This is a genomic window from Microbulbifer sp. (genome assembly GCF_051659245.1).
In the GTDB taxonomy this organism is placed as follows: Bacteria; Pseudomonadota; Gammaproteobacteria; order Pseudomonadales; family Cellvibrionaceae; genus Microbulbifer.
In genome coordinates, this window is the sequence record NZ_JBOFOC010000100.1 from 1 (window position 1) to 21169 (window position 21169).

The following is a 21169-nucleotide window of genomic DNA, read 5'->3' on the forward strand; positions in this document are numbered from 1 at the left end:
CGGCCCATGGCCGCGATCGGACTTCGCGAAAACCACTGATCGCGGCCATGGGCCGCTCCTACAAAAGCACAAAAAATATACGAGCAGCAAAAAATAAACACCGATGAAAAAAATCAACTGGTACCCCCCCATCATCCTCGGCCTGCTCGCGCTGCTGGTCATCACCTTCGGCGCCCTGGTCGCCTCCCGCGCATCCCTGGGGCCCGCGCAGCATTTTTCCGAGGACGGCAGCCGGGAAACCTTCCAGTGGAAACTCGTCACCACCTGGCCGAAGAACTTCCCCGGCCTCGGCAGCGCACCGGAGCGATTCGCGAAAAAAGTCGAAGCCATGTCCGCCGGGCGCCTGAAGATCAAGGTCTACGGCGCCGGGGAGCTTGTGCCGGCGATGGGAGTGTTCGGTGCGGTATCCGACGGCGCCGCGCAGATGGGCCACGGCGCGGCCTATTACTGGAAGGGAAAAATCCCGGCCGCACAGTTTTTTACTGCCGTGCCCTTCGGCCTGAATGCCCAGGAGATGAACGGCTGGCTGCACCACGGCGGCGGCCTGGAGCTGTGGGAAGAACTCTACGCGCCCTTCGATCTGATTCCCATGGCCGGCGGCTCCACCGGCGTGCAGATGGCCGGCTGGTTCAACAAGCAGATCAATTCCGTGGAGGATCTCAAGGGCCTCAAGATGCGTATTCCCGGCATCGGCGGTGAGGTGCTGAACCGCGCCGGCGGCACCGCCGTCACCATCCCCGGCGGCGAGCTGTACACCGCACTGCAGACCGGCGTTATCGATGCCACCGAGTGGGTGGGCCCCTTCAACGACCTGGCTTTCGGATTCCACCAGATCGCCGATTACTACTACTACCCCGGCTGGCACGAGCCCGGCTCCATCCTGGAATTTATCGTCAACAAGACCGCATTCGAAAAACTCCCGCCGGACCTGCAGGAAATCGTTCGCACCGCCGCCCGCGACGCCAACCAGGATATGCTCGACGAGTACACCGCGCGCAACAACCGTGCGTTGAAGGAACTGGTGGAGAAGCACGGCGTACAGCTCAAGCGCCTGCCCGCGGAGGTGATCGCGCACCTGCAGGAAATCAACGACCAGATCATGAAAGAAACCGCGGCGAGGGACCCGCAGTTCGCCCGGGTGTACAAGGCGTTCAAGGAATTCGAGCGGGAGGTGATTCCCTACCACCAGATCAGCGAGGAGGCCTACTACCAGGCGCGGGCGCTGAAAGATAGTGAATAGCTGTGGAGGGTCGAACAAGCCTGCAGGATGTATCTCCGGGTCGAACCACGAAGCGAATGGCCTTTTCGCTATTCAAAGTCGCAGACACTCTCTTTGTAATTGTACTGCCCACCCGAATCCAGGCAGGCGTCCACCTGCCAGAGCAATACAAAATGCATCCACACCAGCAGTAGTGCGCCCAGGACCAGGAACGCGACGCCGGACAGGATCGCTTTGCGGCTCCAGCGCAGGCGCCCGAGAATCATCAGCAGCAAGCCGGTGGGGATCAGCAGAATACCGGCCAGGTTCAGGATTTGTTGCACCATCCCAATGGGTATAGCACCCGCCGGGGATGGTTATTGAGGCAGCGGCCGGGTATGCCCGCGGTCGTCGATGGCCACGAATACGAATTCACCTTCGGTGACTTTTACCTGCTCACCGGTATCCACCCGGGTCAGCCAGACTTCCACCATGGTGCGGATCGAGGAGCGGCCCACTTCGATGGCCTCTGCGTAGCAGCTGACGGTGGAGCCCACGGGCACCGGGCGCAGGAACACCATGCTGCCCACCGCGACGGTGGTGACCCGGCCGCGGGCGATGCTCTGGGCGAGAATGGCGCCGGCCAGGTCCATCTGTGACATCAGCCAGCCGGCAAAGACGTCCCCCTGGGGGTTGGTGTCGCGGGGCATGGTCTGGGTTTGCAGGGTCAGGGTGCCGGTGGGTTGCGGCTCTTCATCGAGTGCGGACATCGACTGCTCACATTGTTAGATTTATAGGTTTCCGCCACTTTGGGGGTGGCGCATTCTAGCACAATATGGCCAGCTTTTAGCCTGTGGCGCGGTGCAAAAGCCTGTCTAATCGACCAATTGTGCCAGAAGGTGATCCCAGTCGATGGTGAGGTCGGGCAGTTGGATGACTTTCCTCCGGCCCTGCAGTTCAGTGATCTCGGCGCGGCCGTAGCGCCCGTTTTCCAGGCGATAGGTGGCGAGGGTTTTGTCGGTGGGGTGTACCAGCCACACTTCCGGCACGCCGGCGCGTTCGTAGGCGGCGAGCTTGCGAATCTGGTCGTGGCTTGCGGTTGAGGGTGACAGAATCTCGACCACCCAGTCCGGAGCACCGCGCAGGCCCCGGTCGTCGAGCTTATCCCTGTCGCAGACCACCAGCAGATCCGGCTGAACCACCGTATCAACCAGTTCGTCCGTCTCGTCGCCCTTTGGTAAGCGCACATCGAAGGGAGCCATATAGACGCGGCCGGGTTTGCCCTCGAGGGTATTGCCCACCTGTCGGGCCATTTCAAAAACAAACTCCTGGTGACGCCGTGTGGGTGCGGGCGACATCAGGTAAGCCACGCCATCGATCAACTCGTAGCGCACATCTTCCGGCCAGGTCAGGTAATCGGCATAGGTATGGTATTCGTTGTCGCGCTGTCGCAAGGCCATACAATACACCTCCGGTGCAGGTATCACTAAAGCTTAAAGGCGCCCCGGAGCTAAGACAAGCGTCCCGGCAGCCAGGTCGCCAGCGCCGGCCAAATTGCCAGCAGGCACAGCACCAGCAACTGGATGGCGATAAACGGCATCACGCCCCGGTAGATGGCCGCGGTGGCCACCGATTCCGGCGCCACTCCGCGCAGGTAGAAGAGCGCGAAGCCGAACGGCGGGGTGAGGAAGGAGGTCTGCAGGTTGATGGCGATCATAATGCCCAGCCACACCGGGTCCACGCCCATGGCCAGCAGTACCGGGCCGACGATGGGCACCACCACGAAGGTGATCTCGATAAAATCGAGGATAAAGCCCAGCAGGAAAATCGCCAGCATTACCAGCAGGGTCGCGCCGATCACGCCGCCGGGCAGGTTGGTGAAGAAGCCGGTGACCAGTTCCTCGCCATCGTAGCCGCGGAACACCAGCGAGAAGAGCGAGGCGCCGATCAGGATGGCGAACACCATCGCGGTCACCTGCAGGGTGCTGCGCCCCACCTCCCCGGCCCGCTGCCACTTGAGCGCGCCGCGGCTGTAGGCCAGCAGCCCCGCCCCCAGGGCGCCCACCGCGGCGGCCTCGGTGGGCGTGGCGATGCCGGTAATGATCGAACCCAGCACCAACAGCATCAGCGCAATGGGGGGCAGCAGGCTCTTCAGGATCTGCGAGAGGTTCACCTCGCCGCGGTCGCCGGTATCCGCCGGCTGGTGGCGGGCCACAAACAGCAGGTAGATGATATAGGCCGTCACCAGCAGCAGCCCGGGAATGATCGCTCCCACGAACAGGTCGCCCACGCTCACCGGCTGCGGGTTGAAGATACCCGCGGACAGTTGCGCCCGCTGGTAGGCATTGGACAGTGTGTCCCCCAGCAGCACCAGGGCGATGGATGGCGGGATGATCTGGCCCAGGGTGCCGGTGGCACAGATGGTGCCGCTGGCCAGGGTCGGCGAGTAGCCGCGTTTGAGCATGGTGGGCAGGGACATCAGCCCCATGGTCACCACCGTGGCGCCGACGATACCGGTGCTGGCGGCCAGCAGCGCGCCCACCACCACCACCGAGACCGCCATGCCCGCGGGCACCCGGGAAAATACAAGGGCCAGGTTCACCAGCAGCTCCTCGGCGATCCGCGCCCGCTCCAGCATCACACCCATCAAAACGAACAGCGGCACCGCCATCAGGGTGCCGTTCTGCATGATGCCGTAGAGGCGGTCGGGGAAGGCGCGCAGCAGTTCCGCGTCGAATACGCCGGCCACGATACCCAGCCCCGCCGCCAGCAGTGCGGTGCCGCCCAGGGTAAAGGCCACCGGGTAACCGAACATCAGCAGCCCGCACACGGCGAGGAACATCAACAGGGGAACCAGCTCGATCACACGCCTACCTCCTCTGTCGCGGAGGGCGTAGCCGCCGGTGCCCGGGGAGTCGGCGTTGCGCCTTCCACCTCCATCAGCCGCGCCAGCGCCCGGGCCAGTTCCGCGAGCCCCTGCAGCGCCAGGGTTGCCGCCGCCAGCGGGATCAGGCTCTTGAGCAGAAAGACCCCCGGCAGGCCGCCGGCGCTGGAGCTGGCCTCGCGCACCGCCCAGCTGGCGGCGGCGAAGTGCCAGCTGCCGATGGCGATAAAGGCGCACAACGGCAGCAGGAACACCAGGGTACCCACCGCGTCCACCCAGGCCCGGCGGCGCGGGCTCATGCGGCGGTAGAAGACATCCACCCGTACATGGGCGCCCGTGTACAGGGCGTAGGCCAGGCCGAGCATAAAGACGGCGCCGTGCAGGTAGACCACCGAGTCCTGCAGGGCCACTGAGCCGCCGTTGAGGCCGTAACGCAGCAGCACCACCGCACTCTGCAGCAGCACCATCGCCAGGGTGAACCAGCCGAGCAGGCCGCCGGTGGCGCGCGCCAGGTGGTCCAGGCCGCGGGCACCGCGAAGCAGGGGGGAAATGGGGGAATCTGTCATCGCATCTTATTGTTCTGTCGGGGTTGAACCTGGGGTCAAGCCTACCGTGTGGACGCTATTGGCGCCAGGGATAGGGGCAGAGAGGGCTTGTAACCATTTTGTCATTTTTCATTCATAGAATCGTCACCCGAAGCTCATAGCATCGCCGCGTGAAACAAAACCGAGAACACTGGAGTTCCCAATGAACAAGCGCCCCGCGAGTAAGAAATTAGTGGCCTCGGCCCTGGCGGCCGTGGCGATTGCCGCCTCCCAGGCGGCCCTGGCGGCCCGCGATCATATCAGCATCGTCGGCTCTTCCACCGTATATCCCTTTACCACCACCGTGGCCGAGCGCTTCAGCCGCGCCACCCAGTTCAAGACCCCGGTTGTGGAATCCACCGGCACCGGCGGCGGCATGAAGCTGTTCTGCCAGGGTGTGGGTGAGAACACTGCGGATATCACCGGCGCCTCCCGTCGCATCAAGCAGTCCGAGCTGGACATGTGCAACGACAACGGCGTGGACGTGGTGGAGGTGCAGATCGGCTACGACGGCATCGTGCTGGCCAACGCCAGGAGCGCCGAGTCCTTCGAGCTGAGCCGCCGCGACATCTTCCTGGCCCTGGCCAAGGATGTCCCCAACCCCGACGGCTCCAAGACCCTGGTGCCCAACCCCTACAAAACCTGGAAAGACGTGAACCTCGCTCTGCCCGCGCACAAGATCGAAGTGCTGGGCCCGCCCCCCACTTCCGGTACCCGAGACGCCTTCGCCGAGCTGGCGATGGAAGGTGGCTGCAAGTCCTTCGACTGGATCGCCGCCAAGAAGAAAGAAGACAAGAATGCCTACAAGGCCATCTGCCACAACGTGCGCGAAGACGGCGCCTATGTGGAAGCGGGTGAGAACGACAACCTGATCGTGAACAAGCTGGTGGCCAACCCCAACGCCTTGGGTATCTTCGGCTTCAGTTTCCTCAACCAGAATGCCGACAAGGTGCAGGGTTCCCTGATCGAGGGTCGGGAGCCGACCTTCGAATCCATCGCCGACCAGAGCTACCCGGTCTCCCGCCCGCTGTTCATCTATGCGAAGAAAGCGCACGTGAACGTGGTACCGGGAGTCAAGCAGTTCCTGGCCGAGTTCACCAGCGAGCGCGCCTGGGGCGACGACGGCTACCTGGCCGACAAGGGCATGATCCCGCTGCCCGCGGCCAAGCGCCAGCAGGTAGTGGCGGACGTGCGCAAGCTGAGCGCGCTGACCAACCTTGCCGCAAAGAAATAAGTCCGTAGGGTGCGCCTTGCGCACCGGCAAGCGCCGGTATCTGCGCAAAAGGTGCGCGCGGCGCACCCTACGGCTTAACCTCATTCAGGTCGCAAGCAGGTAAACGGAATTACCGGCCAGGCCCCGGGGCCTGGCTTTTCATTCGGGCCATCCATGGCCCTCACCCTATGGGCAGCCTTCGGCTGTGCAAAACGGCAGTCCTGCCGTTTTGTGTTTTGTGACGGCGCCATGCAATCGTAGTAAAAAGCCCGGATAATGCCCGCGAAGAATTTGAAAGCACGGTAAATCGATGCAAACCCCCACCCTGTTCGCCCTGTTGTTACTGCTGGTCCTGGTGGCCTACGGTACCGGTTTCAGCCGCGCGCTGGCGGCCGCGCGCAGCAGAGGCGGTGTGCGCAACCTGGCTTCGCTGCCGAGTTATTACGGCCTGCACACCGCGCTCTGGTGCGGCCTGCCGGCACTGTTGTTGCTGGGCGCCTGGCTGGCCTTCGACAGCGCGATCATCCGCGCGATGGTGATGAACAGTATTTCCGACAAGCCGGAGACCGCCGCTGGGCAGAACCTGCTCTACGCGCAGATCCAAAACCTCGCCGCCGGCAACCTGTTCGGCGAGGCCACGCCGGAACTGCAGGCGGCGGCGGATCGCCTGAACAGTTTGCGCAGCGGCGCGAGCCTGCTGCAGGCGGCGCTGACCCTGATACTGGCGCTGGGCCTGGGGGCCTTCGCCCTGCTGCGTTTTTCCCCCGAACTGCGCGCGCGGGAAAAAGTGGAAAAGGTATTGCGCGCGGTGCTGCTCGCCTGCGCCTGTGCCGCCATCTTCACCACCGTGGGTATTTTGCTCTCGGTGCTGTTCGAATCCCTGCGCTTTTTCCAGACGGTGCCGGTCACCGAATTCCTGTTCGGTCTGCACTGGAGCCCGCAGATGGCCCTGCGCGCCGACCAGGTGGGCTCCAGCGGCGCTTTCGGCGCAGTGCCGCTGTTCACCGGCACCCTGATGGTCTCCGCCATCGCCATGTTTGTGGCGGTGCCGGTGGGCCTGATGTCCGCCATTTATCTCGCCGAGTACGCCAGCAAACGGGTGCGCGCCCTGGCCAAGCCGCTGCTGGAAATCCTCGCCGGTGTGCCCACGGTGGTTTACGGTTTCTTCGCCGCGCTTACGGTCGCGCCTTTTATTCGCGATCTGGCCACCTCCGTCGGCCTGCAGGCCTCCAGCGAGAGTGCGCTGGCCGCAGGACTGGTGATGGGCATCATGATTATTCCGTTCGTGTCCTCGCTATCCGACGACGTGATCAACGCGGTGCCCCAGTCCCTGCGCGACGGTGCCCTCGGCCTGGGCTCCACCCGCTCGGAAACCGTGCGCAAGGTGGTGATTCCCGCGGCGCTGCCGGGCATCGTCGGCGGCGTGCTGCTGGCGGTGTCCCGCGCGATCGGCGAGACCATGATCGTGGTGATGGCCGCCGGCCTGGCCGCCAACCTGACCGCCAACCCGCTGGAATCGGTGACCACGGTGACGGTGCAGATCGTCACCCTGCTGGTGGGGGACCAGGAGTTCGACAGCCCGAAAACCCTGGCCGCCTTCGCCCTGGGCCTGATGCTGTTTTTGTCCACCCTGGTGCTGAACTTTATCGCCCTGCACGTCGTGAAAAAATATCGGGAACAGTATGACTGATCTGACGCAAGCACAGGTCCGCGAGCGCATTGAGCGGCGCCTCGCCGGCCGCCACCGCAAGGAAAAACTCTTCCGCGGCCTGGGCATCGCCAGCATCGCCTTCGGCGTGCTCGCGGTGGTGGTGCTGTTTACCGATATCATTTCCAAGGGCAGCGGCGCCTTCGTGCAGAGTGCCATCGAGCTGCGCGTGCACTACGACGAGCAGGTGCTCGGCATCGACAAGGTGGACGAGGAAAGCCTGGCCTGGGCCAACTTCGACGGGGTAGTCCGCCAGGCGCTGCGGCAGCGTTTCCCCGACGTGAGCGGGCGCAAGGAGAAGCGCGAACTCTACTCGCTGGTCTCCAGCGGCGCCCCCTTTACCCTGCGCGACCGCCTCAGGGCCGACCCTGAATTGCTGGGGCAGAGCGAAACCCTGTGGCTGGCCGCCGACGACGACGTGGACACCTTCGTCAAGAGCCTGGACGATTCCAAAAACGGCTTCCGCGGCCGCACCTCGGACCAGAAGGCCGGCTGGATCCAGCAGTTGATGGAAAGCGGCGAGCTGAAGAAACGCTTCAACACCACCTTCTTTACCAACGGCGATTCCCGCGAGCCGGAACAGGCGGGTATTCGCGCGGCGCTGGTGGGCTCCCTGCTCACCCTGCTGGTGACATTGCTGCTGTCCTTCCCCATCGGCGTGTCCGCGGCGATTTATCTCGAGGAGTACGCGCCGAAAAACCGCTGGACCGACCTGATCGAAGTGAATATCAACAACCTCGCCGCGGTGCCGTCCATCGTCTTCGGTCTGCTGGGCCTGGCGATCTTTATCAACTTTTTCGAGCTGCCGCGCTCCGCGCCTTTGGTCGGCGGCCTGGTGCTCACGCTGATGACCCTGCCCACGATCATTATCTCCAGCCGCGCCGCGCTGAAGGCGGTGCCGCCGTCGATCCGTCAGGCGGCCATGGGTATGGGCGCCTCGCGCATGCAGGTGGTGTTTCACCACGTGCTGCCGCTGGCCATGCCCGGTATGCTCACCGGCGCGATCATCGGTATGGCCCAGGCCCTGGGCGAGACGGCGCCGCTGCTGATGATCGGTATGGTGGCGTTTATCGTCGACGTGCCCGGCGGTATCACCGACCCGGCCACGGTGCTGCCGGTGCAGATCTACCTCTGGGCGGACAGCCCCGAGCGGGCCTTTGTCGAGCGCACCTCCGCGGCCATCATGGTGTTGCTCGCCGTGCTGATCGCGATGAACACCAGCGCGGTCTGGCTGCGCAAAAAACTCGAGCGCCGCTGGTAGCGGCCGACAAACGGGATTATCTTCCGATGACTACAATGACCCTGGATGCCGCCGGCCAAGCCGGAGCCGCGCAACCCAAAACGGTAGAACGAGAGACAGTGGATACCCAGAGAAAGGTAACCGAAACCGTCGGCCGGCCGCTGTGCGACAACGCCAAGCTGCGCATGCGCAACGTCAACGTCTTCTACGGCGAGGCCCAGGCGATCTACGACGTGAGCCTGGATATCGGCCGCAACGAAGTGGTGGCGATGATCGGCCCCTCCGGCTGCGGCAAGTCCACTTTCCTGCGCTGCCTCAACCGCATGAACGACACCATCGAAGGCTGCCGTGTCGAGGGCGAACTCACCCTCGACGGCGAGCCCATCTACGGCCCCAAGGTCGACGTGGTGCCGCTGCGCGCGCGGGTGGGCATGGTGTTCCAGAAGCCCAACCCCTTCCCGAAAAGCATCTACGAGAACGTCGCCTACGGCCCAAAGATCCACGGTATCGCCAGCCGCCGCGCGGAACTGGACGAGATCGTCGAGAACAGCCTGCGCCGCGCCGGCCTGTGGAACGAGGTAAAGGACCGTTTGGACAAGCCCGGCACCGGCCTCTCCGGCGGCCAGCAGCAGCGCCTGTGTATCGCCCGCGCCATCGCCGTGAGCCCGGAGGTGATCCTGATGGACGAGCCCTGCTCCGCCCTGGACCCCATCGCCACCGCGCGCATCGAGGAGCTGATCGACGAGTTGCGGGAGAACTACACTATCGCCATCGTCACCCACTCCATGCAGCAGGCCGCGCGGGTCAGCCAGCGCACCGCCTATTTTCACCTGGGGCACCTGGTGGAGGTGAACGATACCGAAATGGTGTTTACCAACCCGCAACACGAATTGACCGAGGCCTATATCACCGGCCGTTTCGGCTGAGGCAACCAACTCCCCGAGAACCACTATGGACATGCATTTCGACCAACACATCTCCCGCCAATTCAACGAGGACCTGGAAAGCATCAAGACCGAGATGCTGGAAATGGGCGGCATGGTGGCGCGCCAGGTGGCCGACGCGGTGGATTCACTGGCCAACGCCGACAGCGAACTGGCGGAAAAGGTGCTGCACATCGAAGAGGAAATCGACAAGCGCGAGATGGCCCTGGACGAGCACGCCACGCTGATTATCGCCAAGCGCCAGCCCGCCGCCTCCGACCTGCGCATGGTGATGTCGGTGATCCGCATCGCCCGCGACCTGGAGCGGGTCGGCGACGAGGCCAGCAAGATCGCCAAGATGGCCATCGCGCTCACCGACGAGGGCACGGCGCCGCGGGGTTACACCGAAATCCGCCATATCGCCAGCGCCGTGCGCAAGATGCTCAACGATTCCCTCGACGCCTATACCCGCTTCGATGTGAAATCCGCGATGGACACCCTCGCGGAAGACGAGCAGGTGGACATGGACTACCGCACAGCGGTGCGCGAACTGATCACCTACATGATGGAAGACCCGCGCAGCATCTCGCGGGTGATCAACGTCCTCTGGGCTCTGCGCTCCCTGGAGCGCATCGGCGACCACGCCAAGAACATCTGCGAGCAGGTGGTCTACCTGGTGGAGGGTGCCGATATCCGCCACGGCCACGAGGACAAGCTGAAAAAGGCCTGATTGCGTTAACTCCCCTCCCCCGCATGCGGGGGAGGGGCTGGGGGAGGGGGCTAGCTGCCGCGAGTATCTATGAAATACATCTTCGAAGTCCGCATCAAGGAAGGCCACACCCCCGAGGAATACGCCGAGGCCTGGGTGCGCGCCTCCGAGCTGATCCAGCGGGCCCCCGGCGCCAGGGGCACCGAGTTGCGCCGGAAAATCGGCGACCCCAGCACCCTGATCGCCATCGCCAGCTGGAACAGCAAGGCGGAGCGGGATGCCATGGAAGGCCGGCACAACCCCGAAATCGACGAGATTATCCGCAGCGCGGCCCCTTTTATCGAGGTGCGGGTAATTGGTGAATTCGAGGAGCCGGAATGGATAGTGATGCCGCCGGCGGTTCCGGAGTGTGGGGAGTAGCAGTAAAAATCCGATGCACGTTGGGCTTTCTTCAGTAATCAATTCATTTTTGATAGCGGCATACGATATTTAAGCTGAATAAAAGTGTCGGCCGGCCAATATTTTTTTGTCTTTGCAAAATGCCCCCACATTTACACCAGTGGTTGTTGTCTCCGGTCAACTTTTGTTAGAATCCGCGCCCCAATTGGAATCGCAGTAAAACAAGGAAATTGAAATGAAGTTCAAATTCGCCGCCCTGCCCCTGATGATTTTCGCTGCCTCTGCCGCCGCGGAAAGCTATCAGTCCATTTCCGAAGCCAAATATATCAATACCGAAACAGACACACCTTTCGGCAGTGTTGATACCGATCAGGTAAACATCGATACTACTTATTACTTCTCTCCTTTGGAAACCAGAGGCCCGCTGAAGGAATTCGATTACATCATCAAATCCAGCAAGGTTTCCGCAGCATACAGCTACCTGGATACCGAGGGTGGTGATACCGATGCCTTGGGTGTTGGCGGTGAATACTTTGCAGCCAACGGCTTTGTTGTCGGTGGCTCTTACATCGATTCCGACGGCGCTGACCTCCACACCCTGTCTGCCGGCTACCTGTTCACCCCGAGCTTCCTGGCGACGGTGCGCCGCGCGAAGGTAGAAGGCGGCGATGCCGTTTACTTTGCGGACCTCCGTTACAACCACGAGTTGGGCGGCAGTGATTACATCGGTTTCAACTTCAGTACCGATGACGATTTCGACAGCCGTACCTTGTCCTCCAAATTCTTCAAGGATCTGGGTGGTGAGACATGGTTTGTCGCCGATGCCAGCTACACCAGCAACGACGACTTTGACAACAACTGGGATATCGGTGCCGAGTACTACTTCAGTAAAGAGACTTCGGTGGGTATCGGTTACAACAAGGCAGAAACTTTCGACCTGGGCGTTTCCCACTTCTTCAACCGCAATATTGCCGGGAGCTTGGCGTACAGCACCAATAACGATTTGGACGTGGACCAGTTCCTGCTGGGTCTGACCGTCCAGCTGTAAGTACCAAACGCCGACATAACAATAAAAGGGCCAGTTGCTGGCCCTTTTATTGCTTGGTTCAGCCTTTGTTGCCGAGCGTCTGCATCCTGGCCAGGGCTCTGTTGCATCTCGCCGCCTGCCCCGGCGGCAGTCTGGTAGTGGCTGCAGGCGTTCCGTACGTTACCCCTTTCGTGGAAGTCCGCCCGCTGGGCGAATTCGAGGAGCCCGAGTGGGTGGTGGAGCCTTCCGGCATTCGATCGGAGCGGCCGGCAAAAAGCCAATAGTGCCATCCCTGGGAACGCCGAGCTCCAGCTCGGCTTGCAGGCCACAGGCCCGCCCTGCTTGCTGGGGAATAAAGAAACGGCCGCAGTTGCGGCCGTTTTCAATCCTGTAAACCAATAATGCTACTCCACAATCTCGTAATTTCCCTTCAACGCCGCCAGGTTATCCGGCAAATATAAAATAGGTGTCAACTTCACAAAAGTGCTGGTGGACTCCACCAGATGCAGTTTTTCGCACTCCTTCAGGTCCACCACCGACTTGTGAATTTTCGGCTTGATCCCGGACCTCTCTCCGTCCTTGGAGACATGGACATCCCGCAGGTATTTCTTGAACCCCTCCCCGTGGTAATGCAGGTGTATCCTTTCGTTGATCAGGTCCACCTGCGTATGCCTGTCCAGCTCCGCCTGGGCGAACTGCACCGGATTGCCAGGAAAATACTCCCGCAGGCGCTTCACCATAAAGTTCAGTGGGATTTTGCCCAGTTCATTCAGCCGGTAGCCGCCGCCCACGTCCGAGTGCACGCCGGGGAACCAGACTTCCTCCACCTTTTCATCGCAATTGCACAGGGTGGGCACGAAGGGCTCGCGGCTCTCGTCCAGGCTGACACAGTGCACCACCCGCCGGACGTTCTCCGCCACCCGGAGGTTGCGGAACAGGTTGAGTTTCTGCAGCTTGATAAACCCCAGGTTTATCGGCACGCCGAAGGCGCCCACCGTGTCGAAGATACCCAGGAACTGGACGTCCACCGCTTCGTCATCCGGCACCTCGTCATCGTAGCGCAGGAAGTATTCCTCCAGAACCCCGTCGTTGTCGTTCTTCTCGAAAGTGGCCGTAAGCCGGGAAAGAATGCCGTATTTACGGATTTTCGCCGCCAATAGCCGCGCACAGGCGGCGCCGCGGCTGAATCCGAAAATGCTGATGGAATCGCCGGGGGCGTAGTGACCCACCAGTTGTACATAGGCGTGGTCGCGGATGCGCTTTTCCCCGGCGCCAAAGGCGCCTTCGTAGAAGGTGCCAAAGGCACTGTTGTCTTCGTCGTTGCCCACACCGCGGAAATACAGCGCCACCTGGTTCTCGCCCTCGATGCGGTGGGGAATGTCGTCTTCGTGCAGCGTGCCGGCGATGGAGCGGAACATCCGGTAGATGTTGGTGGTGATTCCGTCGCCGTCCTTGCCGTCCTCGTCGTTCCAGGTGCCGTCGAGGAAGATCAGGATATGCTTGGGGGCGGCGGAGGCGGGTTTTTTACTGAACTCCTTTGTGTAGCTTGTCATTGTTATTTTCCTTGTTTTTGCTGCAGCGGGCAGCAGTGTAATCGGTACTGCTCAGTTAGCTTCCAGCCGAAACCGCTTTTCTGTTGTCGGTCAACGCCAGGTAAATACCGAGACCTATCAGGCAAAGCCCCGATGTAATCCGCTGACCAGCCCGGAACCGATAGCTGGAGCGCCACAACCGCTCCACCGGTTTTGAGAGCAGCACGATCAACAGGTCCGGAACTGCATTTAACGCGACAACAATAATCCCCAGCATCAAGAACTGGCTGAAAACAGGCCCTTCTTGCGGCCGGACAAACTGGGGAATAAAGGCGAGAAAGAAAATGGCGGTCTTGGGATTCAACATCTCGGAGAGGATTCCCTGCAGGAAAGTGGGCAAAAAATTACCGGTATTCATTCCGCGGGAATTAATGGTTAGCTCCTCCTCCTCCCCGAATGCCGAATAAAGCATTTTGATTCCCAGGCAGAGCAGAAACACCGCGCCCAGCCACTTCACCAGGGTAAAGGCCGTTGCGGAGGTGGCCAGTATGGCGGATATGCCCAGGGCGGCGCCGACGACGTGCACGCTTCCGCCCACCGCGGCCCCCAGGGTCGAGGCCAGCCCCTGGGATCTGCCGCCGGCGAGGGTGCGGGACAATACGTAGAGCATTCCCGGGCCGGGAGTGATGGCCAGGGTGCCGGCCGCAGCTATAAATAACAGCCAGGTTTCAGTATCCATTGATATTGCCACCTTCTGTTTAACGCGGATATTCCTCCACATTATTTAGGTGAGTCCGCAATCCGCAAAGACACTTCAATATCTTTTTAGGGTTTTCTGGTGCCGGGCAGTACTTGTGCTGCCGCATCAAAGGTAAATACCCCGGAAAGCCGTTCGCCGGATTCCCGGGCATAGGACTGCGCCTTGTTGACAATCAGGGCATCGGGAAAGTCCGCCAGCTTTCTTTTGCCGCCACTTTTTACCGATCTGGCCTTGCGGTAGTCGCACAGGGCACGCCATACCGTCTGGCCGTCTTCGAAATGGATATTGGGTTCTTCAAACAGGGCGTTGACTACCCGGATTATGGCGTCCCTGTCGAGTTTGTATTTCTTGCCTTTGAGGGTCCAAATGGTCTCTGCCAACACCACATCGGTTACCAGCACTGCTTGTGATCCGCTGATCAATGTGGAGGCCTTCCTGCTCTGGGTTTCGTCGTCGGCGAGCAGATAGCGTAGCAATACATTGGTGTCTATCGCGATCACGAGGCGAGGCCGCTCTCCAGGGAGGCCTCGTCGCTGATCCGGGAATCGATTTTCCGCCCGGACAGAATGCCTTTCGCCGCACCGGCCTTTTTCTTCACGATGGTTATATGGCCCTCGTTGTCCACATAGCTTTCGAACTCGTCCCCCGGGCCTATGCCCGCCAGGCGGCACTGTTCGATCGGCAGGGTGATTTGCCTTTTGGCGCTGACTTTTGGCATGGGATCTCTCTTTGCTGATCACTATTTGGTAAAGATTGGTCTCATCTTTACCAAATGTCAAACAGTAAAGAATCTGGCCGTGTCAGCCCTTGTTACCGATCGCCTGCATCCTCGCCTGGGCCTTGCTGCCGATCTCCCCGCCCGCCTGTGCAGCAGTCCGGTAGTGGCTGTAAGCGTTCCGTACGTTGCCCTGCTTTTCGTTGACCTGCCCCAGGTAATAGTGGGCGTGGGCGGTTTTCAGGTAGCGCAGTGAGCGCTCCAGGTCGCGTTCGGCGGCGGTGTAGTTGTTCAACTGGGCGCTGGCCATGCCGCGCTTGAGCCAGTTGGAGAAGAGCCCGGGGTTTTTCTGCACCGCGCTGTCGTAGGCTTTGTGGGCATTCCGGTACTGTTTCTTGTGCGCCAGCAGGTCTCCCTCCAGGGCGTAGAAGGAGGCCTCCTTGGGCTGCTGTCGCTGGGCCTGGCGCACCAGGCTGAGGGCGCGGTCATACTGCTTGTTGTTGATCGCCGCCACGGCGTCGTCGTAGCTCTGGTAGGCATCGGCGTCGCGCTTCAGCTGGGCGATGGCCCTCTGGTATTGCGCGCGGTTGGTGGCACCGCCCTTCGAGAGCTGCTGGGCGTGTTTGATATTGGCGTCGACCCGCGACTGGGACGGCGGGTGGCTGGCAAACAGGGCCTGCAGGCCGCTGGCCTTTTTGCCCTTGGAGAGCTGCACAAATTTGCGTTGCAGGCGCACCGCGCCCTGGGGGTCATAGCCCGCGGCGGCCATGTATTTCATGCCGTAGCGGTCAGACTCCAGCTCGTTCTCGCGGCCGTAGCGGGCGATATAGGCGGTGCCGCCCAACTGGCCGCCGAGGGAGACCAGGTCGCCATAGGCGGTTTCCTTGGTGGCCGCGCCCAGCACCGCCAGGCCCGCGCCGAGCACCTGCTGCTGGGACATGGCCGCGGCGGAGTGGCGCGCGGCGGCGTGCACGATTTCGTGGCTGAGCACCGCGGCCAGCTCCGCCTCGTCATCCAGCAGCACCAGCAGCCCGCGGTTCACCGCGATCTTGCCGCCGGGGAGCGCCCAGGCGTTGGGTACGGAGTTGTTCAGCACCACGAATTCGTAGGGCAGATGCGGCTGGTCGGACACCCGCGCCAGCTTCTGGCCTACCCGGTTCACATAGTCCTGCAGCGATTTGTCCAGGATGTACTGGCCGCCCTGCTGCTGCTGGTTGATCGGGTACTGCTGCTCGCCCAGGGCCAGCTCCTGGCCCTGGGATATCAGCGACAGTTCTTTCTTGCCGGTGACCGGGTTGACCGCACAACCGGCCAGTAGGGATACGGCCACGGCAGTGGCGGTTATCAGCGCGCGCGAGATCATCGTCTCTCCCTGTATAATGCCTAGTTTTAGCCAGCTATTTTACACAACTAATACCCGATACAGGGGGAGCGGGGTTATGACGGCACTGCAGGTAATCGAATTGTTCGCCGGCACCGGTCCGGACGGCGAGCCGGTGGTGGAGCGCGTGCAGGTGCGGGTGAACGAGGACGACAGCTGCCAGCTGGTGCGCTCGCCGGCGTTTATCAAGGGTATTGCCAGCGGCGACACCATCAAGGTGAGCACGGAGAAACAGGAGTTCGAGCTGGTCAAGCGCTCCGGCAACCTGGCGATCCGCGTCTTCTGTCGCGGCGACAGCGCCGCTGTTTCCGACCGGCTCACCCCGCAGCTGGAAAAGCTCGGCGGCGAACTGGACCTGGAAAGCCCGCGCCTGCTGGTATACAGCATCCACGTGAGCTGCGGCTTCGCCACTATCGAGAAGATTCTCGACAGTGTGTGCGACGGCGCAAACAGCGTCTGGTACTACGGCAATGTGTATGACCCCCAGGACGGGCAGACGCCGCTGAACTGGTGGGAGGCCATTCTCAAACCGGAATAAGCTGAAGCCGGAATAGTCTTATTCCGGTAGATAAATAATTCGTCATTCCGGCGCAGGCCGGAATCCAGCGCCACAGACACTGGTCCCCGGCCTGCGCGGGGGTGACGACTACACAATTAGTTACCCAACGAAAGAAACATGCTGATAGTTATATCCCCAGCCAAGACCCTCGACTACGAGAGTGAAATTCCCCAACTGGAAACCACCCGGCCGGATTTCCTCAAGGACGCCTCCGAGCTGATCGGGGAGCTGCGCGAACTGAGCCCGCAGCAGATCTCCAGCCTGATGAAGATCTCCGACAAGCTGGGTGCGCTCAACTACGACCGCTTCCAGCAGTGGAAGCGCCCCTTCACCGCGAAGAACGCCCGCCCCGCCCTGCTCGCCTTCAAGGGCGATGTGTACACCGGGCTGCAGGCGGAGACCATGGGCAAACGGGATTTCAATCACGCCCAGAAGCACCTGCGCATACTCTCCGGCCTCTACGGCCTGCTGCGCCCGCTGGACCTGATGCAGCCCTATCGGCTGGAGATGGGCACCAGATTTGCCAATGCGCGCGGCAAAAACCTCTACGAGTTCTGGGGCGGGAAGATCACCGATGCGCTCAACGAGCAGCTGCACAGCCTGAAGAGCGGAGAGCTGGTGAATCTGGCCTCCAACGAGTACTTCAAGTCGGTGCGGCCCGAGGCGCTACAGGCGGAAATAATCACTCCGCAGTTCAGGGACCTGAAAAATGGCCAGTACAAGATGATCAGCTTCTATGCCAAGCGGGCCCGCGGCAGCATGAGCCGTTGGGCCATCGACCAGCGGGTAAAAAAAGCAGAGGAACTGAAGGCGTTCGACGGCGATGGCTACCGCTACAATGCGGCGCTGTCCAAGGGCAACGACTGGGTTTTCACCCGGGACGAGGCGCAATGAGCGCGGAGCTGCCGGACGCGCCCGCCTGCGCGCGCAACCGCGAGCCGATACTGCGCGAGCTGCGTCGACTGCTGGCGCACCGCCGCTCGGTGCTGGAGATCGGCAGCGGCACCGGACAGCACGCGGTCTACTTCGCCCCGCGGCTGCCGCACCTCACCTGGCAGACCTCGGATCTCGCGGAGAACCTGCCCGGCATCCGCGCCTGGCTGGCAGCACCGTCAGAGAACGACATGCGGCCCGCGAACAACATGCCGCCACCGCTGGAACTGGACGTGAGCGGCGAGTGGCCGGATCTGGCCGTGGACGCCGTGTTCACCGCCAACAGCCTGCATATCATGTCCGCGGATTCGGTGCGGGCCCTCTTCCGCGCGTTGCCCCGGGTATTGCAGCCGGGCGGCGCGCTGATAGTCTATGGCCCGATGAAAATCGCCGGCGACTACGTCGGCATCGGCTCAAGCAATGCCGATTTCGACCGCTGGTTGAAGCAGCGCGATCCGCACAGCGGTATCCGCGACCTGGAGTGGCTGGACCGGCTGGCGGAAGAAGCCGGCCTGCAGCGCGTAGAGAATCACTATCTGCCGGCCAACAACCAGTTGGTGGTCTGGCAACATATCGAGTAAGGGGGCTGGAATGCCGGGCTGGTTGGAAACGGGTGTGATCATCGCCTTCGCGATTGCGGCGGTATTCTTTTTTGCCAAATACCGCGAGACCGTCGCGATACTGCACGAGAGCGAACGCATGAAAAAGCGTCTCTCCGACGACCTGGACCGCTACCGCGATATGCCGCGCCTGCGCGCCTTGCGCGACGCGCTGGTGGGCAACGGCACCCTGCCGGTGGACGACGAGGGGCACGAACACCTGCTGCTGCGCGACGGGGAGAAGCAGCTGCACCACCTGACCCTGCGCCGCGAGTGTAATGTGGTGGACGAAGGGGAGACGGTCACCTATCTCAAGGGCGGTGAGGAGCGGGAGCTCGAAGAGCTCTCTTAAAACCTTTTCGCCGCTCTCTCCTTGTAGGAGCGGCGGGGCGGCCATCCGCCATGCCCGCGATCGGCGTTTGTCGGACCCTCGATTGGCATTTGCCGGACCCGCGATCGCGGGCAAGGCCCGCTCCTACAGCTCCCCCGGTGGCTCGGGGCTTCAGGATTTCTTCTTGCGCTTCAGCCTGCGTTTGAGCCCGATCTTCAGATCGTAGTACAGGAACGGCAGCCGGCGCAGCGGGGTGAACCGGCGCCCCAGCGCGCCCAGGTAGAGCGCCATAAATTCCTTTCGGCTCTGCCAGTCCAGCTTGTAGCAGGCGCGCTTCAGATCTGAAAGGCGCCTGGAGACGGTCAGCTGCTTGGGGTAGAAGCGCGCGCGGCCGGTGTCGATCAGCGAGAAGTGCGGTTCGTTGTTTTTGTCCAGCCGCACCAGCATATTGCCGCCGGACAGATCGCGGAAATAGGCCCCGCGCTTGTGCAGCTTGAGCAGGAACTGCGCCAGTTTCTGCAGGAACTCCCTCTTGGCCACGCCCCGGTGGCAGCTCGCCCCCTGTTTGAACGCGGAGAAAAAATCCCGCACCGAGAGATTGCCGGGCTGGAATTCACAGATATACCAGTTTTCGGTCAAGTCCCCGCGCTCGATGCGCTCGAACCAGGCCACCGGGCGCGGGGTGGCCACGCCGATACGCTGCAGCTCCACGGCGCCGTTCCAGCTGCGCAGCCCTTTGGAGGGCTTGAGGCGATCCGCCAGCTTCTTGTTCCAGGGCAGCCGGTCCGGCTTCTTTACCACCAGGGATCTTTCCGGATCGCGGGGGTCGACGACCTTCCACACCGCATTGCGGGTCTTGCGCAGTGCGTCCTGTTTCGCCGGTGCCGTCAGCTTCTGCGGGTGCAGTTCGGCGAACAGCTTGTCCGCATCGGCGCGGCTGGCGGCGGACACCATGCCCCGCCACTGGCCGTCGTCGAAGCAGTAGTAGTTGCCGGTACCCGCGTGGGGCGCGATGTGCGCGCCGGCGAACACCCGGGCGGCGCGGTTGACCGCCGGCTCCACCGCCGCAGGCCAGGTCAGGTAGAGCGGCGCCTCGCCGGCCACCTCCGGCATTTCCGCCAGCGGCGCGCCGTCGCGATCGCGCCACTCGGCGCGGGCCAGATCCTCGCGGGAGTAGATGGTCATCAGGTCGGCGGCGCAGCCGTTGACCGTCCACACCGCGTGGATGCGCTGGTCGCCGCGAACGAATTCGTGCAGCTGCAGGCGGCGGGAATCGCACAGTTGGCCGCGATACTCCGCCCCGGGAGCGGTGCGGTTGAAGAAGGCCATGGCATCGAAGGCCGGGCGGGTGCGGTAGTTCTCCAGCTCACCGTAGTTGGTGCCGTAGAAGCACACCAGTTCATGGGGCGCGGCGCGGCCGCTGCCGTCGTCGATCAGCCCCTCGCGCCAGCTCACCAGCGGGCCCCAGTAGGCGCGGCCCAGGCTGCCGGAAGCGGCGGCCAGCAGCATGTAGCGGGCCAGGTAGTCCGCCTGTTTCTGCTCGCAGTCCTCCAGCATGCGGCGGATTCTCCCCAGGGTCCAGAAGGCGCTGGTGGACCAGGTGTGCGCCAGCTGGAAGCGCTCGCTGATGGCCGCCAGCAGGCGCGCCTTCTTCACCAGGTTGAGCTGGTGCAGATGGGCGAAACGGCGCCCGAGGACCTTGCGGTCGTAGTTCTCCGGCTCGGTGGCACGCTCGGCGAACAGGTTGGTGGTGTGGATTTCCGGAAGCCCGCCGCAACGGCGCAGGGCCTTGAGGAGGCCGACGTTATAGGGGGGTTCGAAGTCGGTGATATTGGGGCCGGCCAGGCGCAGGCCGCGCCGCTGTACCTCGCCCGCCGCTATCTGCCAGGCGCGGGCGAAGAATTCCAGGCGGTGGTAGCCGCACCAGCGCCGCCGGTTCACGGTGTTGCCGATCTCCACCGCCTCCAGCCGATCGCCCCAGCAATCCAGGGCGGTTACCACAAAGTCGTGCCAGCGCTGGCAGGCGTCCGGCAGCCCCATGCGCGCGGCCTCCTCCGGCGGCTGCACCAGGTGCAGCAACACCGCGAAGTCCCCGTCCAGCAGCCGCTGCAGGAAGCGCTCGGTGTGGCCGCCGGGGGCGCAGTAGCCGTAGTCCAGGCGCACGTGGCGAAGGCCCAGCTCGCGCAGCCGCTCGATGATGTAGGTGTCGCTGGCGGGGTCCGCCTGGCTGGCCACGCAGATGGCGGAGAAGTCCCGCGGTACCCGGTGACCGGCGCTGGCGAGATGGCCGGCGGGAGCCCGAAAATGGCCCCGCAGCAGGTAGGACAGGGCCCCGAGGTGGAAGGCGCCCCGCACCGAGGACAAATCCCGGTCGCCATCTACAGGAAAAGTCTCTACTGCCACTACTGGTGGTCCCCCGGAGAATTACTCTGACGTGATCGTGAGGCGGGGGATTCTAGCAGTAATTGGGTAAT

General features: G+C 62.5%; 23 protein-coding genes. 12 read left to right on the forward strand and 11 right to left on the reverse strand.

Annotated elements, in window-relative coordinates:
* Positions 1 to 103 precede the first annotated feature (103 nt).
* Positions 104 to 1240, forward strand: a complete 1137-nt coding sequence (locus tag ACRC0P_RS10685; protein WP_438630682.1) for a TRAP transporter substrate-binding protein — start codon at positions 104 to 106, stop codon at positions 1238 to 1240.
* Positions 1241 to 1308: 68 nt separating this feature from the next.
* On the opposite strand, the gene ACRC0P_RS10690 is transcribed toward ACRC0P_RS10685, so the two are convergent.
* From ACRC0P_RS10690 to ACRC0P_RS10710, 5 genes are all read right to left on the reverse strand, one after another.
* Positions 1309 to 1545 carry a hypothetical protein gene (locus tag ACRC0P_RS10690; protein ID WP_438630684.1) on the reverse strand — a complete coding sequence of 79 codons (237 nt, stop codon included), beginning with the start codon at positions 1543 to 1545 and terminating at the stop codon, positions 1309 to 1311.
* A gap of 30 nt (positions 1546 to 1575) precedes the next feature.
* A complete protein-coding gene (locus ACRC0P_RS10695; protein ID WP_438630686.1) occupies positions 1576 to 1968 on the reverse strand; it encodes an acyl-CoA thioesterase in 393 nt (130 codons plus the stop codon).
* A 105-nt stretch (positions 1969 to 2073) separates the two neighbouring features.
* Positions 2074 to 2658, reverse strand: coding sequence for a Uma2 family endonuclease (locus ACRC0P_RS10700; protein WP_438630688.1), 585 nt, complete (start codon positions 2656 to 2658; stop codon positions 2074 to 2076).
* 50 nt (positions 2659 to 2708) lie between these two features.
* Positions 2709 to 4064 (reverse strand): TRAP transporter large permease, encoded by a 1356-nt coding sequence (locus tag ACRC0P_RS10705; RefSeq protein ID WP_438630690.1) that lies wholly within the window; start codon positions 4062 to 4064, stop codon positions 2709 to 2711.
* Positions 4061 to 4648: a TRAP transporter small permease subunit gene (locus ACRC0P_RS10710; RefSeq protein ID WP_438630692.1), complete on the reverse strand. Its 588-nt coding sequence runs from the start codon at positions 4646 to 4648 to the stop codon at positions 4061 to 4063. The genes ACRC0P_RS10705 and ACRC0P_RS10710 overlap by 4 nt, the downstream gene beginning before the upstream one ends.
* A gap of 181 nt (positions 4649 to 4829) precedes the next feature.
* Here ACRC0P_RS10710 and ACRC0P_RS10715 point away from each other — a divergent pair, with 181 nt between their 5' ends.
* The 7 genes from ACRC0P_RS10715 to ACRC0P_RS10745 all read left to right on the forward strand — a co-directional run bounded on the left by ACRC0P_RS10715 (position 4830) and on the right by ACRC0P_RS10745 (position 11906).
* Positions 4830 to 5900: a PstS family phosphate ABC transporter substrate-binding protein gene (locus ACRC0P_RS10715; protein ID WP_438630694.1), complete on the forward strand. Its 1071-nt coding sequence runs from the start codon at positions 4830 to 4832 to the stop codon at positions 5898 to 5900.
* Between the two features lie 289 nt (positions 5901 to 6189).
* Positions 6190 to 7569, forward strand: a complete 1380-nt coding sequence (gene pstC, locus ACRC0P_RS10720; RefSeq protein ID WP_438630696.1) for a phosphate ABC transporter permease subunit PstC — start codon at positions 6190 to 6192, stop codon at positions 7567 to 7569.
* On the forward strand, positions 7562 to 8848 hold the full coding sequence (gene pstA, locus ACRC0P_RS10725; RefSeq protein WP_438630698.1) for a phosphate ABC transporter permease PstA: 1287 nt from the start codon (positions 7562 to 7564) through the stop codon (positions 8846 to 8848). Before pstC ends, pstA begins: the two co-directional genes overlap by 8 nt.
* A 164-nt stretch (positions 8849 to 9012) precedes the next feature.
* Positions 9013 to 9753 (forward strand): phosphate ABC transporter ATP-binding protein PstB, encoded by a 741-nt coding sequence (gene pstB / locus ACRC0P_RS10730; protein ID WP_438630760.1) that lies wholly within the window; start codon positions 9013 to 9015, stop codon positions 9751 to 9753.
* A 25-nt stretch (positions 9754 to 9778) separates the two neighbouring features.
* Positions 9779 to 10480 carry a phosphate signaling complex protein PhoU gene (phoU, locus tag ACRC0P_RS10735; protein ID WP_438630700.1) on the forward strand — a complete coding sequence of 234 codons (702 nt, stop codon included), beginning with the start codon at positions 9779 to 9781 and terminating at the stop codon, positions 10478 to 10480.
* A gap of 69 nt (positions 10481 to 10549) precedes the next feature.
* Positions 10550 to 10879 (forward strand): antibiotic biosynthesis monooxygenase family protein, encoded by a 330-nt coding sequence (locus ACRC0P_RS10740; protein WP_438630702.1) that lies wholly within the window; start codon positions 10550 to 10552, stop codon positions 10877 to 10879.
* 214 nt (positions 10880 to 11093) lie between these two features.
* Positions 11094 to 11906, forward strand: a complete 813-nt coding sequence (locus tag ACRC0P_RS10745) for a putative porin (protein WP_438630704.1) — start codon at positions 11094 to 11096, stop codon at positions 11904 to 11906.
* 383 nt (positions 11907 to 12289) lie between these two features.
* Here ACRC0P_RS10745 and ACRC0P_RS10750 read toward each other — a convergent pair whose 3' ends face one another.
* From ACRC0P_RS10750 to ACRC0P_RS10770, 5 genes are all read right to left on the reverse strand, one after another.
* A complete protein-coding gene (locus tag ACRC0P_RS10750; RefSeq protein WP_438630706.1) occupies positions 12290 to 13438 on the reverse strand; it encodes a phospholipase effector Tle1 domain-containing protein in 1149 nt (382 codons plus the stop codon).
* 55 nt (positions 13439 to 13493) lie between these two features.
* The gene (locus ACRC0P_RS10755) at positions 13494 to 14156 is read right to left on the reverse strand and encodes a LysE family translocator (protein ID WP_438630708.1); all 663 of its coding nucleotides are present in this window, start codon (positions 14154 to 14156) and stop codon (positions 13494 to 13496) included.
* 86 nt (positions 14157 to 14242) lie between these two features.
* A complete protein-coding gene (locus ACRC0P_RS10760; protein WP_438630710.1) occupies positions 14243 to 14677 on the reverse strand; it encodes a PIN domain-containing protein in 435 nt (144 codons plus the stop codon).
* Complete coding sequence (locus tag ACRC0P_RS10765; RefSeq protein ID WP_183460169.1) at positions 14674 to 14895, reverse strand: AbrB/MazE/SpoVT family DNA-binding domain-containing protein; 222 nt, start codon at positions 14893 to 14895, stop codon at positions 14674 to 14676. Before ACRC0P_RS10765 ends, ACRC0P_RS10760 begins: the two co-directional genes overlap by 4 nt.
* Positions 14896 to 14977: 82 nt before the next feature.
* Positions 14978 to 16255 (reverse strand): M48 family metalloprotease, encoded by a 1278-nt coding sequence (locus ACRC0P_RS10770; RefSeq protein ID WP_438630712.1) that lies wholly within the window; start codon positions 16253 to 16255, stop codon positions 14978 to 14980.
* A 76-nt stretch (positions 16256 to 16331) separates the two neighbouring features.
* Between ACRC0P_RS10770 and ACRC0P_RS10775 the strand changes: the two genes are divergently transcribed.
* From ACRC0P_RS10775 to ACRC0P_RS10790, 4 genes are all read left to right on the forward strand, one after another.
* Entirely contained in the window at positions 16332 to 16811 is a 480-nt protein-coding gene (locus ACRC0P_RS10775) for a DUF4265 domain-containing protein (RefSeq protein ID WP_438630714.1), read from the forward strand.
* Between the two features lie 138 nt (positions 16812 to 16949).
* A complete protein-coding gene (yaaA, locus tag ACRC0P_RS10780; RefSeq protein ID WP_438630716.1) occupies positions 16950 to 17726 on the forward strand; it encodes a peroxide stress protein YaaA in 777 nt (258 codons plus the stop codon).
* Positions 17723 to 18346 (forward strand): DUF938 domain-containing protein, encoded by a 624-nt coding sequence (locus ACRC0P_RS10785; RefSeq protein ID WP_438630718.1) that lies wholly within the window; start codon positions 17723 to 17725, stop codon positions 18344 to 18346. Before yaaA ends, ACRC0P_RS10785 begins: the two co-directional genes overlap by 4 nt.
* Positions 18347 to 18356: 10 nt before the next feature.
* On the forward strand, positions 18357 to 18716 hold the full coding sequence (locus tag ACRC0P_RS10790; protein ID WP_438630720.1) for a hypothetical protein: 360 nt from the start codon (positions 18357 to 18359) through the stop codon (positions 18714 to 18716).
* 150 nt (positions 18717 to 18866) lie between these two features.
* On the opposite strand, the gene ACRC0P_RS10795 is transcribed toward ACRC0P_RS10790, so the two are convergent.
* The gene (locus ACRC0P_RS10795) at positions 18867 to 21098 is read right to left on the reverse strand and encodes a lipopolysaccharide kinase InaA family protein (protein ID WP_438630722.1); all 2232 of its coding nucleotides are present in this window, start codon (positions 21096 to 21098) and stop codon (positions 18867 to 18869) included.
* Between the last annotated feature and the right edge of the window lie 71 nt (positions 21099 to 21169).

What these genes read in the sequence shown, in the direction of transcription:
- ACRC0P_RS10685 (WP_438630682.1), top strand. Translation starts at nt 104, where the DNA reads ATGAAAAAAATCAACTGGTACCCCCCCATCATCCTCGGCCTGCTCGCG.
- ACRC0P_RS10690 (WP_438630684.1), bottom strand. Translation starts at nt 1,545, where the DNA reads ATGGTGCAACAAATCCTGAACCTGGCCGGTATTCTGCTGATCCCCACC.
- ACRC0P_RS10695 (WP_438630686.1), bottom strand. Translation starts at nt 1,968, where the DNA reads ATGTCCGCACTCGATGAAGAGCCGCAACCCACCGGCACCCTGACCCTG.
- ACRC0P_RS10700 (WP_438630688.1), bottom strand. Translation starts at nt 2,658, where the DNA reads ATGGCCTTGCGACAGCGCGACAACGAATACCATACCTATGCCGATTAC.
- ACRC0P_RS10710 (WP_438630692.1), bottom strand. Translation starts at nt 4,648, where the DNA reads ATGACAGATTCCCCCATTTCCCCCCTGCTTCGCGGTGCCCGCGGCCTG.
- ACRC0P_RS10715 (WP_438630694.1), top strand. Translation starts at nt 4,830, where the DNA reads ATGAACAAGCGCCCCGCGAGTAAGAAATTAGTGGCCTCGGCCCTGGCG.
- pstC (WP_438630696.1), top strand. Translation starts at nt 6,190, where the DNA reads ATGCAAACCCCCACCCTGTTCGCCCTGTTGTTACTGCTGGTCCTGGTG.
- pstA (WP_438630698.1), top strand. Translation starts at nt 7,562, where the DNA reads ATGACTGATCTGACGCAAGCACAGGTCCGCGAGCGCATTGAGCGGCGC.
- pstB (WP_438630760.1), top strand. Translation starts at nt 9,013, where the DNA reads ATGCGCAACGTCAACGTCTTCTACGGCGAGGCCCAGGCGATCTACGAC.
- phoU (WP_438630700.1), top strand. Translation starts at nt 9,779, where the DNA reads ATGGACATGCATTTCGACCAACACATCTCCCGCCAATTCAACGAGGAC.
- ACRC0P_RS10740 (WP_438630702.1), top strand. Translation starts at nt 10,550, where the DNA reads ATGAAATACATCTTCGAAGTCCGCATCAAGGAAGGCCACACCCCCGAG.
- ACRC0P_RS10745 (WP_438630704.1), top strand. Translation starts at nt 11,094, where the DNA reads ATGAAGTTCAAATTCGCCGCCCTGCCCCTGATGATTTTCGCTGCCTCT.
- ACRC0P_RS10750 (WP_438630706.1), bottom strand. Translation starts at nt 13,438, where the DNA reads ATGACAAGCTACACAAAGGAGTTCAGTAAAAAACCCGCCTCCGCCGCC.
- ACRC0P_RS10755 (WP_438630708.1), bottom strand. Translation starts at nt 14,156, where the DNA reads ATGGATACTGAAACCTGGCTGTTATTTATAGCTGCGGCCGGCACCCTG.
- ACRC0P_RS10765 (WP_183460169.1), bottom strand. Translation starts at nt 14,895, where the DNA reads ATGCCAAAAGTCAGCGCCAAAAGGCAAATCACCCTGCCGATCGAACAG.
- ACRC0P_RS10770 (WP_438630712.1), bottom strand. Translation starts at nt 16,255, where the DNA reads ATGATCTCGCGCGCGCTGATAACCGCCACTGCCGTGGCCGTATCCCTA.
- ACRC0P_RS10775 (WP_438630714.1), top strand. Translation starts at nt 16,332, where the DNA reads ATGACGGCACTGCAGGTAATCGAATTGTTCGCCGGCACCGGTCCGGAC.
- yaaA (WP_438630716.1), top strand. Translation starts at nt 16,950, where the DNA reads ATGCTGATAGTTATATCCCCAGCCAAGACCCTCGACTACGAGAGTGAA.
- ACRC0P_RS10785 (WP_438630718.1), top strand. Translation starts at nt 17,723, where the DNA reads ATGAGCGCGGAGCTGCCGGACGCGCCCGCCTGCGCGCGCAACCGCGAG.
- ACRC0P_RS10790 (WP_438630720.1), top strand. Translation starts at nt 18,357, where the DNA reads ATGCCGGGCTGGTTGGAAACGGGTGTGATCATCGCCTTCGCGATTGCG.